This is a genomic window from Niveispirillum cyanobacteriorum (assembly GCF_002868735.1).
Taxonomy (GTDB): Bacteria; Pseudomonadota; Alphaproteobacteria; order Azospirillales; family Azospirillaceae; genus Niveispirillum; species Niveispirillum cyanobacteriorum.
In genome coordinates this window covers 2,140,142-2,155,050 of record NZ_CP025611.1, presented here as the reverse complement: position 1 = coordinate 2,155,050, position 14,909 = coordinate 2,140,142, and the positions used below count along the sequence as shown (strand labels likewise).

Genomic DNA, 14,909 nt, shown 5'->3' with positions numbered 1-14,909 from the left:
GGTTCAGCCTTGCCCGTCGCGAAACACGGCCACGCTCAGGGTGCGGTTGGACCGCACGGGCCCGGCACATGGGCCCATGCCTGCTTCATCGGGAGCGCCCGACAGCTTGTCATAGATCATCAGCAGATAGCGCGCGGCGAAGGCGCCACCCGGCGGCTGCCGCTCCAGCGGTAGGATCAGCCGGCGGACCAAGGCAACGGCGCCATTGACATGCGTCACCTCGTCCAGGCTGGACATGGGCCGGAAGGAACCGGCGCAGAAGGCATAGGCCGGGATGATATCGGCCACATAATCCGGCGGCATCAGCTTTGATAGCGTCATGCCCGCCGGATCGAAGGTCAGCGATGCCATCACCCCGGCCCCTACCTTCTCCACCCGCGCGTCACGGATGCTGCCGGCTTCCAGATTGAACAGGATGCAATTATCCGCCGTCTCTGCTGCTTGCCGGCAGGCCATCATATCGGCCAGCGGCACCGCCGGGTTCCGCCGGGCAATGCTGGTCCAATGCGACAGCGCATAATGCTGCGTGTCGTTGGTCAGGTCATCGAGGCGGAAAACATCATGCATGCGCGTGTCTGCTTGAATGGGCACGGACAGATTGTACGCGGCATGCAGCGATGGGGCAGTGGGGAAAGGACAATCCAGAAGGATAGGGCTGAAACTGAAGTGACCTTCTGTGCTTTGCCTTGCCAGCAAGTGAGATGATCAAGCAATGTCAAATGGTTGTGGAGTGCCTTCCCCAGGCTTTTGTGGTCAATACATCCGCCCGCCATTGGGTACGGGTTGATCGGGGGAGAGAAGAACCACCTCTCCCGTCGCGCTGGGTAAGCCCAGCACCAACACTTCGGACATGAATTTGCCGATCTGGCGGGGCGGGAAGTTGGTGACGGCCACGACCTGCCGGCCGATCAGGCTGTCCGGTTGATAATGGGCCGTGATCTGGGCGGATGATTTGCGGATGCCAACCGGGTCACCGAAATCCACCCACAGCTTGATGGCGGGGCGGCGCGCCTCTGGAAAAGGTTCGGCCTTGACGATGGTGCCGGCCCGGATGTCGACCTTTTGGAAATCGTCATAGGTGATGAGGCTGCTGCTTGTATCGCTAGTCATGAAATCCCCCTGCCGCCATCTATGTTTCTCAATCCAGTATGTTGCGGTGCAATAGAGCGGGAAAGGGGAAATTCATGTTAAAAATCTTTGACATTATCCGTTCTCTGAGGGATAAATGTTAAGAATACATAACATCATGAATGGGGGAAATAACATGTCGTTCCGGGAAAAGCTGACCTGGTTGCGTCTGATCGCGCTGATCGGCTTTGGGGGTGCTTATTTCGGCCCAGTGTTTGGCTCCTATCTGGGGGTGGCGGATGTGCCGGGTGGATCATTCTGGTGGATGATCTACTGCGTTGTGACCCTGTTCATCGGGTTGCCGATCGCCACCACGATCATGTCTCTGTCAGCCCTGCGTAACCCGCGCGAGGTGCAAAGCCCGAAGGATGAGCGGGATCGGCAGATTGGCCTGCTGGGCTCCCGTACCGGCTTTTACGTGCTGGTAGTGGGTGTCATCCTGTCGATGTTGACCCTGCATATGGGCGCGCGGATCGTCCAGATGGTGAACTACATGCTGTTCGCCCTGTTGGTGGCAGAACTGTCGCGGCTGGGCACGGCTGTGTTTCTGTATCGTCGGGGATGGTAGTCCATGCTGCCCTTCACCAACCATATCCGCCGCCTGCGGTTTGAGGCCGGCGAGATGACGCAGCAGGATCTGGCGGATCGCATCGGTGTAACGCGCCAGACGGTGGCGGCCATCGAACAGGGCAAATACTCGCCCAGCCTGGAGGCCGCCTTCCGCATTGCCCAGGTCTTTCAGGTGCCGCTGGAAAGCGTGTTTCAGTGGCAAGGCGACAGTGCGGCCTCAAACCCATGAAAAAGGGGCGGTCCCAAAAGGGCCGCCCCCGTTTCATCGTTCCGCAATGGAACGAATCAGCCCTCGCCGCTGCTGGCGGGGTTGCCGATCATGGCCAGAAACTCACGCCGGGTCTTCTCGTCCTCGCGGAAGGCACCCAGCATGCGGCTGGTGACCATCGTGACGCCGGGCTTGTGAATGCCACGGGTCGTCATGCATTGATGCGTCGCCTCGATCACGACCGCAACGCCCAGAGGCTCCAGCACCTCATCGACGGTGTTGGCAATCTGGGCTGTCATCTTTTCCTGGATCTGCAGGCGCTTGGAATAAACCTCGGCCACGCGTGCCAGCTTGGAAATGCCAACCACGCGGTTACGCGGCAGATAGGCTATATGGACCTTGCCGATGATGGGCACCATATGATGCTCGCAATAGCTTTCCAGCCGGATATTGCGCAGCACGACCATCTCGTCATAGCCGTCTGTTTCTTCGAAGGTCCGGGCCAGAAGGTCGACGGGATCAACCTCATATCCGGCAAAGAACTCCTCATAGGACCGGACCACGCGGTCGGGCGTGCCCACCAGACCCTCACGGTCGGGATCATCGCCGGCCCAGCGGATCAGGGTGCGGACGGCAGCTTCCGCCTCTGCCTTGCTGGGGCGAACCAGATTGGGGTTGGTGGCGGCTGGGCCGGCGCGGCGGCCATGCACGGGACCCGGCACGACCTTGTCGTCATTCTTCTTGGGCACGGTCACGGGGATGCACTCCTCAATGTATGTGTTCGGCTTGCATGCGGCCCCCTTGTCGGGCGGGCCACCGGCCAGTTCCCCCGATCCGGCCGGCCGGGCTACCTCGAAGGGTCAAGGTCAGTCCCGGCAGGAGAAGCAGATGGCTTGTTCGCCGAATGTTTCAAGCGCCGATTTCAGATATCCCCCCGGCGTGCGGATTTTCCGTCCCCCGATCGTCGGTGACGGCGTCAGTTCAGCCGCCGTTCCTGATGCGGACTGTCCAGGGAAAAGGCCGGGATGGCGATGTCAAAGCTCTCCCCGGCCTCGCTTTCCATCCCATAGCTGCCGACCATGATGCCGGACGGCGTTGAAAGTGGGGTGCCGCTGGTATAGGTGAAATGTTCGCCGGGCCGCAGCAGGGGCTGTTCGCCCACCACGCCCGGCCCCCGCACCTCCATCAACCGGCCCCGCGCATCGGTAATTTTCCAATGCCGGGTGCGCAGGCGCACCGTCTCCTCTCCCAGATTCTCGATCCGCACATGATAGGCCCAGACATAATGGCTTTCCGTGGGTTGCGACTGGTCAGGCAGGTAGCGTGGCTCCACCGTCACCCGGATCGCGCGTGTCGTGTCGCTGTACATGTCGGCCTCCCGTCCCATTTCCGATCCGATGATCTGATCCCGGATTTCATCATGGCCCACAAGCGAAAGATGCCCGCAGATCAGCATTGTAGGCCGGTTCCGTCCCCACACAATCCCGGGCGGTTACCGGCGCATCCGGTCAGGGGGGCCTTCGTCATGAAAACGCCGCTTGCGTCGGGGGGCGGATGGCCTCATATAGCAAATCACGGTCAACTGCTTATGAGCCGCGCGATGTTGCGCTTCACGCCCCTGCGACGACGAAAGATCTCGGTCCCCTTCCATGGGCGGCCGGTTCTTGTGCACGGGACCTGACGCCATCTGCGTGGGGGTCCCGGCCAGACGCTTCTCACAGTGTCTCCCCCACATTTCATTTTGCCGGGAAACCCCAATCGTATGAACATCACGCTTGAGCTGCCGGTTCACGCCGCCGCCATCGAAAAGCTTCTCGACAGCTCCTTCGGCCCCAAGCGCCACACCAAGACCGTTTATCGCCTGCGCAAGAACGTCGCCCCTGCGGCCGACCTGTGCTTTGTCGCGACCGATACGGACGAGGCGGGGAACGAGGTGTTGCTGGGCACCATCCGTTACTGGCCCGTCATGCTGGGCAACAGCGTCCAGGCGCTGATGCTTGGCCCCATCGCCATTGATCCGGCTCACCGCAGCGAAGGTCTGGGCGGTAAGCTGATCCGTCATAGCCTGGAGGCCGCCAAGGCTCTGGGTCATCGTATCGTCATCCTTGTCGGCGATGCGCCTTATTATGTGCGCTTCGGCTTCCAGCGGGATCTTGTGGCGAGCCTGTCCCTGCCCGGTCCGGTTGATCCGACCCGGTTCCAGGGGCTAGAACTGGTGGAAGGTGCCCTGACCGGTGTCACCGGCATGGTGGGCCGCGCCAAGCCGGCGAAGGTTCGGACGGCTGCTGTTGCCGTCACGTCTGCCGCCCCCCGCGCCGCTGCCAAGGTTACCAAGCTTCCGCTGTTCGCCGCCCTGCCCCAGGGGGCCGACCTGGACTCCCCGGTGTCCCGACGTCGTCTGCGGCGCGCTGCGCGCTGAACCGGGCGGGCCGGCCACGGGACGATCAGGAGACGATTAGACCCTTGATTCGGCATCAGGAACCCAATATAAGAACGGTCCCGGCGCGGGTGTAGCTCAATGGTAGAGCAGAAGCTTCCCAAGCTTACGACGAGGGTTCGATTCCCTTCACCCGCTCCAAAGATTTTTCCGGTTTGACCGGCAGTACAGACGGCGCCCCAACGGGGCGCCGTTGTCGTTTCCGGCTCACGCTCCGGCCAATGCCTTGGCCCGGATGCCGGACAGGGTGCTGGTCGGGGTGATGGCTTCGGGGTCCAGGCGGACATGCACCAGGGCAGGTTTGCCGCTTGTCAGGGCGGCCTCGAAGGCGGCCTGGAACTCTCCCGCCTTTTCCACTGTAAAGCCGACGCCGCCATAGGCGCGGGCGAGCGCGGCAAAGTCGGGGCTGTAGAGCTGTGTGCCCAGGACGCGGCCGGGGAACTCGCGTTCCTGATGCATGCGGATGGTGCCGTACATGCCATTGTCGATGACCACGGCCACGATGGCGGCGCCATGCTGGACCGCGGTGGCAAACTCCTGACCATGCATCAGAAAACAGCCATCGCCGGCCAGCGCCACGACGGTGCGGTCGGGCTGATGCAGCTTGGCGGCCACGGCGGCGGGCAGGCCATAGCCCATGGAGCCGCTGGTCGGCGCCAACTGCGTGCCATAGGCCTGATAGCGATGGAACCGGTGCAGCCAGATGGCGTAGTTGCCGGCGCCGTTGCACGTTACCGAATCAGGCGGAAGGGCGCGCATGGCGGCCACGACCTCCGCCATCTGCACCGGGCCGGGATTGGCCGGCACATTATCTGTCCAGGCATGATAGGCGGTGCGCGCAGCCTCCCGCCAGGCAGCACGCGCGGTTGGGACGGCATGTGTCAGGGCGGGCAGGCCGGCGGTCACGAAGGCGCGCGGGCTGGCCTGGATCGACAGGGCGGCCTGATAGACGCGGCCCAGCTCCTCAGGACCGGGATGCACATGCACCAGGGGCAGGCCGGGATTGGGGATGCCCAGCAGTTCATAGCCCTGTGACGGGACCTCCCCCATGGTGCCGCCCAGCAGCAGGACCAGATCGGATTGTTTCACGCGAGCCAGCAGGGCCGGATTGGCCCCGAAACCCAGGTCGCCGGCATAGGCCTCGCTCATCCCGCTCACCAGCATCTGGCGGCGGAACTCCACAGCCATCGGGATCTGGTGTGCCTCGGCAAAGGCGGTGAAGGCAGCGGCTGTCTCTGCCGTCCAGCTGCTGCCGCCCAGGATGGCAAGCGGGCGTTCTGCCGCGGCCAGACGGCGGGCCAGATCATCGATGGCAGCGGGGTCGGGGAAGGCCTCAACGGTGGGGACGATGGCGGCGTCGGCCACATCGGCCAGTTCCGCCAGCATATCCTCCGGCAAGGCGATGACCACGGGGCCGGGCCGGCCCTGGCAGGCCACACGAAAGGCGCGGGAGACCAGTTCCGGGATGCGGGCGGGATTGTCGATCTCAAAGGCCCACTTCGTCATGCTGCCGAAGACGGCGCTATAATCCACCTCCTGAAACGCCCCGCGATGGCGCATGTCGCGCGCCACCTGACCCACGAACAGGATCATGGGCGTGGCGTCCTGCTGGGCAATGTGGATGCCGGCGGAGGCATTGGTGGCGCCAGGCCCGCGTGTGACGAAGCAGATGCCGGGCCGACCCGTCAGCTTTCCTTGCGCCTCCGCCATGATGGCGGCCCCGCCTTCCTGCCGGCAGGTGATGAAGCGGATGCCGCTGTCATGCAAGGCGTCCAGGACCGGCAGGTAGCTTTCGCCCGGCACACCGAACACCATCTTCACCCCCTGGGCTTCCAGGGCCGCGACCAGAAGGCGGGCGCCCGTGCGGGCGGTGTCAGGGGCGGTGGCGGCGGGCATAGTCATGACGGCGGTCCCTTGAAGAATGGTTGCCGCGATTGTGCCGGGAAGGACCGCCGGATTGAAGTGGCAGATGTGGCGGAATGCATCCATCTTGCCATCGTTTTGACAGTCGAGGCCGGCGATGCGCCGTCACAGTGACAGGGCGTGTATCGTGTCCCGGGCGGCATTGACCTGCCGGTCATCGCCCACGATCAGGAACAGGGCCTTGGCGCGGATGGATCGTCCCACCGGATTGGCCAGCACCGAACCCGTATCGCCGCAGAGATAGCCGATGGGGGTGCCGATGCCCGCCCCAGCGATGCGTGTCAACAGGTCCAGCCAAGTTCCTTCCCACACGCGGGGTAGGTCGATACGGCGGCATTCGTCGCCTTCTGCCGTGAAAAGCTGTTCGATCAGCGCTTCGGACCCAGGGCTGACAATGGCGCGCGCCGCCACTTCGGGATAGCCGTGCATGACACGGATGGGCTGCGCCGCGCCCAGACGCGCTAAACGGTCATAGTCGGCCACATCCACGCATTCAGCCACGATGGCGGTTGTCTGTCCCGCTTCCCGCAGGCGCAGGACGGTGTCCAGCACCCGGGCCGTCGCCTCCCGGTCGGTTTCGGAGCTGGAAAAGACCAGGGAGGTCCGCGCCCGGTCAGGCGCAGCATGGGCAAGCGCCGTGGCATCAGCCGCAACGCCCGTGACATGCACCACCCCCCGATCGACCAGTGTCGTCGGCAGGCGTGTGGCTTCGAATGTGCGGGTCAGCAGCAGGACGGGCGTGTCGCGCCAATCCTCATGCGCGCGGACCTGATCGACCAGACGGCAGATATGCTGGACCGCGTCGCCGCTGGGTTCCCCAATCAGCAGCAGATGGTTCGACAATTTCCACCCCCAGGTCCCGTTTGCCTTGCGTTCCTGTTGATCCATGCGCCAGTCGACCAGGGCCGAAACCAGACTAGCCACCACGAAAATGCCGCCGACATACATGAAGCCGACCGTGGCCAGTCGCCCGCCATCGGTCTTCGCGAACAGGTCGCCATAGCCGACGGTCACGATAGTGGTGGCGGTCAGCCACAGCGCGTCGCGCAGCGCCATCCCTTCCAGCACCATCATGGCGCTGACATGGGCCGCACAGACGGCGGCCACCCAGAGCACCAGCGTGCCCAAACGCCGACCCAGCGTCACCTCACGCAGGTGTGACCGGGGGGAGCGGAACCAGCGATAGAGCAGGGACAGCATGGTCGGTCAGTTGCCAAGGTGCGAGAGAGCAGCAGCAAAAAGCAGAAGGGCGGGGATGTTGCCAGCCCCGCCCTTTCATCATCACACGTCCAGGTTCGCGACCTTCAGCGCGTTTTCCTGGATGAAGGCGCGGCGGGGTTCGACCACGTCGCCCATCAGCGTGCTGAACACGTCCTCGGCATCGTCGGCGTGGCTAACCTTGACCTGCAACAGTGAGCGGATATTGGGGTCCAGTGTGGTCTCCCACAGCTGTTCCGGGTTCATTTCACCCAGGCCCTTGTAGCGCTGAATGGTCAGGCCGTGGCGACCCTGGTCGATCACGCCCTCGAACAGCGAGGACGGGCCCGTGACATGGCGTAGGTCCTTCACGCGGTGGCGCAGGGTACCGGCAACGGTATAGGTGGCCGACAGGTGATCGAACATGGCGTCCAGGCGGCGGGCCTCCACGCTTTTCAGCAGGTCAGCATCTAGGACATGGCGGTGGGTCACGCCGCGGCGGGTGCGCGACAGGATCAGACCATCCTGATCCGCCGTACCCTGCCAGCCGCCGATGGCAGCGGGCGTGGCATCCACGGCCATGGCATCGCCGGCGGTCAGCGCGCGGTCACGCGCCAGCACATTCAAACGGTCGGCGACAATACCGGCCAGTTCGACGGCACGCGGCGCATCGTCCAGCAGCTTGGAGGACAACGCACCGATGATGGCGGCCTGTTCGACGACGTCGCGGTTGCCAGCCTTGCGGGCCAGGGCCTGAATGGCGGCTTTTGCGGCGCGGGCCTGTTCGACCAGACCGCGCAGATCATCGCCACCCTTGGCCGTGCCGTCAGCGCCAACCAGGAACACATCGTCCGTGCCCTGATTGATCAGGTAATCTTCCAGCGCGCGGTCATCCTTCAGATACCGTTCCTTGGCCGTGCCGCGCTTCACCCGGTACAGCGGCGGCTGCGCGATATAGAGATAGCCCTTCTCGATGATCTCCGGCATCTGCCGATAGAAGAAGGTCAGCAGCAGGGTGCGGATATGGGCGCCGTCAACGTCGGCGTCCGTCATGATGATGATCTTGTGATACCGCGTCTTCTCGATGTTGAACTCGTCCCGCCCGATGCCGGTGCCCAGGGCGGCGATCAGGGTGCCGATCTCGGCAGAGGACAGCATCTTGTCAAAGCGGGCGCGCTCCACATTCAGGATCTTGCCACGCAGGGGCAGAATGGCCTGATTCTGGCGCGAACGGCCCTGCTTGGCGGAACCGCCAGCCGAATCACCCTCCACGATGAACAGTTCGGACAGCGCCGGGTCGCGTTCCTGACAATCGGCCAGTTTGCCGGGCAGGCTGGCCATGTCCAGCGCCCCCTTGCGGCGGGTCAGTTCGCGGGCCTTGCGGGCGGCCTCACGCGCGGCGGCGGCTTCAACCACCTTGCCCACGATCTTGCGGGCGTCGGCGGGATGTTCCTCAAACCAGGAGGACAGGGCATCGGCGCAGATTGCCTGCACCACCGGTCCCACTTCGGACGAGACCAGCTTGTCCTTGGTCTGGCTGGAGAATTTCGGGTCCGGCACCTTGACGGAGATAATGCAGGTCAGGCCCTCACGCATGTCGTCACCCGACAGCGCCACCTTCTCCTTCTTCAGGATGCCACTTTCTTCCGCGTATTTGTTGACGGTGCGGGTCAGCGCGGCGCGGAAGCCGGCCAGATGGGTGCCGCCATCACGCTGCGGGATGTTGTTGGTGAAGCACAGCGTCGTCTCGTGATAGCTGTCGTTCCACTGTAACGACACTTCCACACCGACGGGCACGCCGGCCTCTGTGGCGCGTTCACCCTTGGCATAGATGCCGGGCTTGTGCAGGGCCGTCTTTGACCGGTCGAGATAGGCGACAAACGCCTCCAGCCCGCCTTCATAGAACAGCTCAACCGACTTCGGCTCCACCCCGCGCGCGTCGGTGAAGATGATCAGCACGCCGGAATTGAGGAAGGCCAGTTCGCGCAGGCGATGTTCCAGGGTCTGGAAATCAAACTCGGTCTTGGTGAAGGTGGCCTTGGACGGCAGGAAGGTCACCTCCGTGCCGGTCAGCGCCTCCCCGGCGCGCTTGCCCTGCTGGACGATGGGGGCAGCGCCGACATCGGCCAGCGGCGCCACGGCATCGCCATGGGCGAAGCGCATTTCCCAGATCCGGCCCTGGCGCCAGATACGCAGGTCCAGCACCTCTGACAGGGCGTTCACGACCGACACGCCCACGCCATGCAGACCGCCGGACACTTTGTAGCTGTTCTGGTCGAACTTTCCGCCGGCATGGAGCTGGGTCATGATGACCTCGGCCGCCGACACGCCCTCTTCCTTGTGGATGTCCACGGGGATGCCGCGGCCATTGTCACGCACCGTCACGGACCCGTCGGCATTCAGGCGCACGTCCACCCGGTCGGCATGGCCGGCCAGGGCCTCGTCGATGGCGTTGTCCACCACCTCATACACCATGTGGTGCAGGCCGGACCCGTCATCGGTGTCGCCGATATACATGCCGGGGCGTTTGCGGACGGCGTCCAGGCCCTTCAGCACCTTGATGGAACTGGCCCCATATTCCTCTGCGGCAGCGGAAACGGACAGGGCGGCGGTGGGGTTGTGATCAGTGTTCGTCATGGTGCCGGAGTGTAGCAGAAAGAGCCGGAAAACAGGGGTAAAAGCGCAGGCGGACGCCTAAAATTCCGCATGGCACAATCGCGATTGTGCAACCGAAACATGGGTGGCCGACGCACCCAGCGGGCGAAAGATACCGGCATCGGTGCCGGTCATCCAGGCCTGGCTGCCGGTGGCCAGAATCTCATCGAAAAGCGCCTGCCGCCGGCCCTCATCCAGATGGGCCGCCACCTCATCCAGCAACAGCAGCGGGGCGGTTCCCGTCTCTGCCCGCATCAGACGGGCATTGGCCAGCACGATGGCGATCAGCAGCGCCTTCTGTTCGCCGGTACTGCCCAGTTCGGCGGGCATGTCCTTGGCGCGGTAGGTGACGGCAAGGTCGGACCGGTGCGGCCCGATGGTGGCCCCGCCCGCCGCCGCATCGGCCCGCCGACCCTCGGCCAGTGCCTTGCGGAAGGCCTCCTCGGCCTCCAGCGCGGGGCGGCCAGCCAGCATGGCGTCGACGGCCCCGACAATGGCGATGCCGGGGGCCGGGAAGGGACCCACCCCTTGCGCCGCCGCTGCCTCCAGCCGGGCGGCCATATCGGCGCGGGCGGCGGCCACGGCAATACCGGTTTCCGCCATCTGGCTTTCCAGACTGGACAGCCAGGCGGGATCGACCGGGCCGTCACGCAGGATGCGGGCGCGTTCGCGCAAGGCGTTTTCGTATTTGGTCAGGCGTCCGGCATGACCGCTGTCAAACCCAAAGACCAGCCGGTCCAGGAACCGCCGCCGCCCCGCCGCCCCTTCCAGGAACAGCCGGTCCATCTGCGGCGTCAGCCAGACGACGGAGACATGCTCGGCCAGCGCAATCTGGCCCTTGGCCGGGCGGCCATCGATATGGACCAGACGGCGCTCGCTTTCCCCGCCCGCCGGGTCACGGCCCGTGCCGATCTCCACCGGGCCCAAGGGGGTGGTGACCGACGCCGCGATGGCCCAACCCGGCCCGCCCGTCCATTCCGCCGCCGAACTGTCGCCGATGCGCTCAATCTCCGACAGCTTGGCCCGGCGCATGCCGCGGCCGGGGGCCAGGAAGCTGACCGCTTCCAGGATATTGGTCTTGCCCGCCCCGTTTTCCCCCGTCAGCACGACAGGCCGCGCATCGCATTCAAGCCGCGCGCTGGCATAGGAACGGAACCGGGTCACCGTCAGACGGGTGACGGCCAGGGTGGGGGGCGGGTGCATCAGATGGGGGCAGTTCGGGTCGGTTGCAGAATGATGTCCACTCAACGCTGGAATTCATTGCCACTATTCAGGCATGCCCCTGGTCCTGGGTTGAGGCGGTGGTGGGTACATGAGCTCTTCAATGATTTCGGTTCTGAAAACGCATAAGTAAGGGACAAGCAGGGTGTCGGGACGCGTATCCCACAATACTCCGATGCAACCGCCCCAGTAGGCCATTGCTGCCAGCGTGCCAAGCAGATAAGGGCGTATGTTGCGCGTCCAGGCGCGGTCTTCCCCTATGATTGCCCGGTGTACCATCCGGCGTTATCCCCATCATCAACACCTGAACAGCGTGACGCAAAGCGGTGCCCCGCGCAAGCTCCAGCCCTAAACAGAACGCCCCGACCGGTTTCCCGGCCAGGGCGTTCCACAAACTCAAACCACAACTATCCTCATACGCGCATCGGCATCAGCACATAGAGCGCCGTAGCGTCCTGGGCGTCGCGGACGATGGTGGGGGACCCGCCATCGGCCATCTGGAAACGCGCAGTGCCGCTTTCGATCTGGCCGGTAATGTCCAGCAGGTAACGGCTGTTGAAGCCGATTTCCAGGGGCGTGTTGTCGTATGCGATTTCCAGCTCTTCCGTGGCCGAACCGGCATCGGCGGAACTGGCCGACAGGGTCAGCAGGTCACGGCCCAGCGACAGCTTCACGGCGCGCGACTTCTCGGTCGAAATGGTGGCGACGCGGTCCACGGCGGCGGCGAAGGACTTGGAGTTGACCTCCAGCACCTTGTCATTGCCGGCGGGGATCACGCGCTCATAATCCGGGAAGGTGCCGTCGATCAGCTTGCTGGTCAGGACGACATTGTCAAAGGCAAACCGAACCTTGGTTTCCGACAATTGCACATCGATGCTGCCCGCGACCTCGTCCAGAAGCTTGCGCACTTCCAGAACGGTCTTGCGCGGCACAATCACGCCGGGGATGGCGGACGCCCCCTCGGGCAGCGGCACTTCCACGCGGGCCAGACGGTGACCATCGGTGGCCACGGCGCGCAGGGCCGGGGCGTCGCCGCCCTTCGGCTTGGTCGCATGCACATAAATGCCGTTCAGATAATACCGGGTTTCCTCGGTGCTGATGGCGAACTTGGTGCGGTCGATCAGGGCCTTCAGTTCGCTCACCGTCAGGGTGAAGCTGTGGGCTAGATCGCCCTGGGCCATCTGCGGGAAGTCATCAATGGGCAGGGTGCCCAGCTTGAAATGCGAGCGGCCCGACCGCAGGGTCAGCACGTCACCCGTCGCATCCAGCTCCACCTGGCTGCCATCGGGCAGCTTGCGGGCGATGTCGTACAGGGTGTGGGCGGGGGCGGTTGCCGAACCGGGCGTGGCGATTTCCGCCGGCACGCTTTCCACAATCTCCAGGTCCATGTCGGTGGCGGTCAGCGATAATTCGCCATTGGCCGCGTTCAACAGGACATTGGACAGGACCGGAATGGTATTGCGCCGTTCGACAATGCTCTGCACATGCCCGAGGGAGCGAAGCAGGGCGGCACGTTCGATGATGATCTTCATCCTGGTTCCGGTCGGCTAGGTCCCCCGAAAGGGGACGACAATGTTCTTCCAATCCCCCGGCCAAGGGCCGGAAGGGGCGCTACCATAGCATAAGACATCGGACATAACAGGGGTTTGCTGCATGGATCGGACCACTGTCTGATGGACAGGGTGCGACCCGGCAAAATGCCTCAGCTCACGACAGGGGCCGGGCGCTTGGGATAGTCGAAACGCGGCGGCAGACGGTGATGCAGGGCCGCGTAGGTGGTCATAACCGCGGCCCCGGCCACCGCAATGGCCAGCAACTCCAGGGCCGGCATGGTGGTTGATCCCGCTACCACCACGGGCATGGCGCCCGCCGGTGGATGGGTCAGGCGGGCCAGTGACATCATGGTGATGGCGGCTCCCACCGTCAGACCCACCACCCACCAGTCGGCGGGCAGGGCCATATGGGCCAGCAGAGTGACCAGACCGGCCAGCAGATAACCACCGATGACGTTCACCGGCTGTGCCAGCGGGCTGGCGGCCTGCGCGAACAACAGGACGGCGCTGGCCCCGAACGGCGCCAGCAGCAGCGGCAGATGCGTCACCCCGGCCAGCCAGCCCGCCGCCGCGATGGTCACCGCCGCCCCCAGACCCGCCTTCACATGGGCGGCCAGATGCGGGTGGCGGGCTTCATGACGGACCAGCAGGTGACGCGGCATGGGCAAATCCTGTGCAATAGATGCCTGTTTTCTGACCCGAGATCGCACAATTTGCAATCAATCTCTATCGTGTCGCTCGATTGATCACCACGCATGCCTGTGGTTCAGAATGTGCCCTATCGGAACTGATCCGATTTCGGATTTATTCGACGGGGGCTTTGGGAGAGAGGAAATTGGGCTATGACGCGGATGCTGATCTGCGCCTTGCTGGTCATGGGCACCCTTCTGGGGCTTGCGGGGATCGATCTGGTCCTGCCGGCGCTGCCGCTGCTGGCCGGCTGGCCAGGGGGTGATGCGGCGCGTGCGCAGCTGGTGATCGCCGCCTATGTGGTGGGTGCCATGGCGGGGATGCTGCTGTTCGGCACCCTGGCGGCGCGGTTTGACCGGCGCTTTCTGCTGGTGGGCGCCATGGCGGCATTCGGGGTCCTGTCGGGCCTATCCGTGCTGGTCACCGATCTGGATCTGCTGATCGTGCTGCGTGCCGGGCAGGGGCTGGCCGGGTCTGCCCCCGCCGTCTTTGCCCCCGGTATCATCCGCCGCCTGTTTGATGAAGTCGGGGCCATGCGCGCTCTGGCCCTGCTGGGTTCGATTGAGGCCATTGCACCGGGGGCGGCCCCGCTGGCCGGTGCCGCCCTGATCGCCTGGGCGGGATGGCAGGCGCCATTCGTGGCCATTGCCCTGGCGGCGTTGCTGGTGCTTGTCTGCCTGACGGCGGGTCTGGGCATCCTGCCGGGCGGACGGGTGGAGAAGCGGCAGGGCGGTTCCTATGGGCGGCTGCTGCGCGATCCCGTCTTCCTGCGCTATGGCCTGTCACATGGCGGGGTGCTGGGCGGGCTGCTGATCTTCGTATTCGGGGCACCCGTCACCATCACCGCTGGCATGAGCGGCAGCATGGGCGATTTCGTGGTGATGCAGGCCATCGGCGTCACCCTGTTCGCCGTAACCGCCAATCTGGCCGGCGGGCTGGCACGACGGTTCGGGATCGAACGCATGATCAGCATCGGCACGGCCATGGCCTTTCTGTCGGGCATCCTGCTGCTAATCTTCGGCTGGACGGGCGGCGGGCCGGTCTGGATGCTGTCGCTGCTGTTCGCGCCCATGAATATTGGGCTGGGCCTGCGCGGGCCGCCGGGTTTCCTGCGGGCCATCATGGCGGGGGGCGGCGATGATGACCGCGCATCGGCCCTGGTGATCCTGTTCATCACGGGCATTTCGTCGGCAGGCACCGCCCTGCTGGCTCCGTTCATCACTCTCGGCCTGCCGGCCTTGACCCTGGCGGTGGCTTTGGTACAGGCGGTGGGCCTAGCGACGTTGATCCTGCTGCCGCGTCTGCCGGACTGATCTGCTTGTGCCGG

The 14,909-nt window shown here is 64.5% G+C and carries 14 protein-coding genes and 1 tRNA gene; 5 read left to right on the top strand and 10 right to left on the bottom strand.

Annotated features, from left to right (window positions below; translation table 11 throughout):
- Positions 1–3 precede the first annotated feature (3 nt).
- Positions 4–567, bottom strand: a complete 564-nt coding sequence (locus C0V82_RS09965) for a hypothetical protein (protein WP_102112202.1) — start codon at positions 565–567, stop codon at positions 4–6.
- A gap of 186 nt (positions 568–753) precedes the next feature.
- Positions 754–1,110 carry a tRNA-binding protein gene (locus C0V82_RS09960; RefSeq protein WP_102112201.1) on the bottom strand — a complete coding sequence of 119 codons (357 nt, stop codon included), beginning with the start codon at positions 1,108–1,110 and terminating at the stop codon, positions 754–756.
- 154 nt (positions 1,111–1,264) lie between these two features.
- Here C0V82_RS09960 and C0V82_RS09955 point away from each other — a divergent pair, with 154 nt between their 5' ends.
- Positions 1,265–1,696: a hypothetical protein gene (locus C0V82_RS09955; protein WP_102112200.1), complete on the top strand. Its 432-nt coding sequence runs from the start codon at positions 1,265–1,267 to the stop codon at positions 1,694–1,696.
- Positions 1,697–1,699: 3 nt separating this feature from the next.
- A complete protein-coding gene (locus C0V82_RS09950; protein WP_102112199.1) occupies positions 1,700–1,927 on the top strand; it encodes a helix-turn-helix transcriptional regulator in 228 nt (75 codons plus the stop codon).
- 56 nt (positions 1,928–1,983) lie between these two features.
- Here the strand turns inward: C0V82_RS09950 and folE are convergent, their stop codons facing one another.
- Both folE and apaG read right to left on the bottom strand, forming a co-directional pair.
- Positions 1,984–2,616: a GTP cyclohydrolase I FolE gene (folE, locus tag C0V82_RS09945; RefSeq protein WP_199772510.1), complete on the bottom strand. Its 633-nt coding sequence runs from the start codon at positions 2,614–2,616 to the stop codon at positions 1,984–1,986.
- A gap of 266 nt (positions 2,617–2,882) precedes the next feature.
- Complete coding sequence (gene apaG / locus C0V82_RS09940; protein WP_102113359.1) at positions 2,883–3,275, bottom strand: Co2+/Mg2+ efflux protein ApaG; 393 nt, start codon at positions 3,273–3,275, stop codon at positions 2,883–2,885.
- 393 nt (positions 3,276–3,668) lie between these two features.
- Between apaG and C0V82_RS09935 the strand changes: the two genes are divergently transcribed.
- Both C0V82_RS09935 and C0V82_RS09930 read left to right on the top strand, forming a co-directional pair.
- Positions 3,669–4,325 (top strand): GNAT family N-acetyltransferase, encoded by a 657-nt coding sequence (locus C0V82_RS09935; RefSeq protein ID WP_102112198.1) that lies wholly within the window; start codon positions 3,669–3,671, stop codon positions 4,323–4,325.
- Between the two features lie 85 nt (positions 4,326–4,410).
- A tRNA-Gly gene (locus tag C0V82_RS09930) sits at positions 4,411–4,484 on the top strand.
- Positions 4,485–4,550: 66 nt separating this feature from the next.
- Here the strand turns inward: C0V82_RS09930 and C0V82_RS09925 are convergent.
- The 6 genes from C0V82_RS09925 to C0V82_RS09900 all read right to left on the bottom strand — a co-directional run bounded on the left by C0V82_RS09925 (position 4,551) and on the right by C0V82_RS09900 (position 13,554).
- On the bottom strand, positions 4,551–6,245 hold the full coding sequence (locus tag C0V82_RS09925; protein ID WP_102113358.1) for a thiamine pyrophosphate-binding protein: 1,695 nt from the start codon (positions 6,243–6,245) through the stop codon (positions 4,551–4,553).
- 126 nt (positions 6,246–6,371) lie between these two features.
- Positions 6,372–7,466 carry a potassium channel family protein gene (locus C0V82_RS09920; RefSeq protein WP_102112197.1) on the bottom strand — a complete coding sequence of 365 codons (1,095 nt, stop codon included), beginning with the start codon at positions 7,464–7,466 and terminating at the stop codon, positions 6,372–6,374.
- A gap of 81 nt (positions 7,467–7,547) precedes the next feature.
- Entirely contained in the window at positions 7,548–10,100 is a 2,553-nt protein-coding gene (gene gyrB, locus C0V82_RS09915) for a DNA topoisomerase (ATP-hydrolyzing) subunit B (protein WP_102112196.1), read from the bottom strand.
- Between the two features lie 57 nt (positions 10,101–10,157).
- On the bottom strand, positions 10,158–11,321 hold the full coding sequence (recF, locus tag C0V82_RS09910; protein WP_102112195.1) for a DNA replication/repair protein RecF: 1,164 nt from the start codon (positions 11,319–11,321) through the stop codon (positions 10,158–10,160).
- A gap of 431 nt (positions 11,322–11,752) precedes the next feature.
- The gene (gene dnaN / locus C0V82_RS09905; protein ID WP_054166891.1) at positions 11,753–12,871 is read right to left on the bottom strand and encodes a DNA polymerase III subunit beta; all 1,119 of its coding nucleotides are present in this window, start codon (positions 12,869–12,871) and stop codon (positions 11,753–11,755) included.
- Between the two features lie 170 nt (positions 12,872–13,041).
- Complete coding sequence (locus C0V82_RS09900) at positions 13,042–13,554, bottom strand: HPP family protein (RefSeq protein WP_188595053.1); 513 nt, start codon at positions 13,552–13,554, stop codon at positions 13,042–13,044.
- Positions 13,555–13,734: 180 nt separating this feature from the next.
- Between C0V82_RS09900 and C0V82_RS09895 the strand changes: the two genes are divergently transcribed.
- On the top strand, positions 13,735–14,895 hold the full coding sequence (locus C0V82_RS09895; protein ID WP_102112194.1) for an MFS transporter: 1,161 nt from the start codon (positions 13,735–13,737) through the stop codon (positions 14,893–14,895).
- Positions 14,896–14,909 lie beyond the last annotated feature (14 nt).

Coding starts and splice junctions, on each gene's coding strand:
- apaG (WP_102113359.1), bottom strand. CDS start 3,275: ATGTACAGCGACACGACACGCGCGATCCGGGTGACGGTGGAGCCACGC.
- dnaN (WP_054166891.1), bottom strand. CDS start 12,871: ATGAAGATCATCATCGAACGTGCCGCCCTGCTTCGCTCCCTCGGGCAT.
- C0V82_RS09895 (WP_102112194.1), top strand. CDS start 13,735: ATGACGCGGATGCTGATCTGCGCCTTGCTGGTCATGGGCACCCTTCTG.
- C0V82_RS09935 (WP_102112198.1), top strand. CDS start 3,669: ATGAACATCACGCTTGAGCTGCCGGTTCACGCCGCCGCCATCGAAAAG.
- C0V82_RS09925 (WP_102113358.1), bottom strand. CDS start 6,245: ATGACTATGCCCGCCGCCACCGCCCCTGACACCGCCCGCACGGGCGCC.
- gyrB (WP_102112196.1), bottom strand. CDS start 10,100: ATGACGAACACTGATCACAACCCCACCGCCGCCCTGTCCGTTTCCGCT.
- C0V82_RS09960 (WP_102112201.1), bottom strand. CDS start 1,110: ATGACTAGCGATACAAGCAGCAGCCTCATCACCTATGACGATTTCCAA.
- C0V82_RS09950 (WP_102112199.1), top strand. CDS start 1,700: ATGCTGCCCTTCACCAACCATATCCGCCGCCTGCGGTTTGAGGCCGGC.
- C0V82_RS09920 (WP_102112197.1), bottom strand. CDS start 7,466: ATGCTGTCCCTGCTCTATCGCTGGTTCCGCTCCCCCCGGTCACACCTG.
- recF (WP_102112195.1), bottom strand. CDS start 11,321: ATGCACCCGCCCCCCACCCTGGCCGTCACCCGTCTGACGGTGACCCGG.
- C0V82_RS09965 (WP_102112202.1), bottom strand. CDS start 567: ATGCATGATGTTTTCCGCCTCGATGACCTGACCAACGACACGCAGCAT.
- C0V82_RS09900 (WP_188595053.1), bottom strand. CDS start 13,554: ATGCCGCGTCACCTGCTGGTCCGTCATGAAGCCCGCCACCCGCATCTG.
- C0V82_RS09955 (WP_102112200.1), top strand. CDS start 1,265: ATGTCGTTCCGGGAAAAGCTGACCTGGTTGCGTCTGATCGCGCTGATC.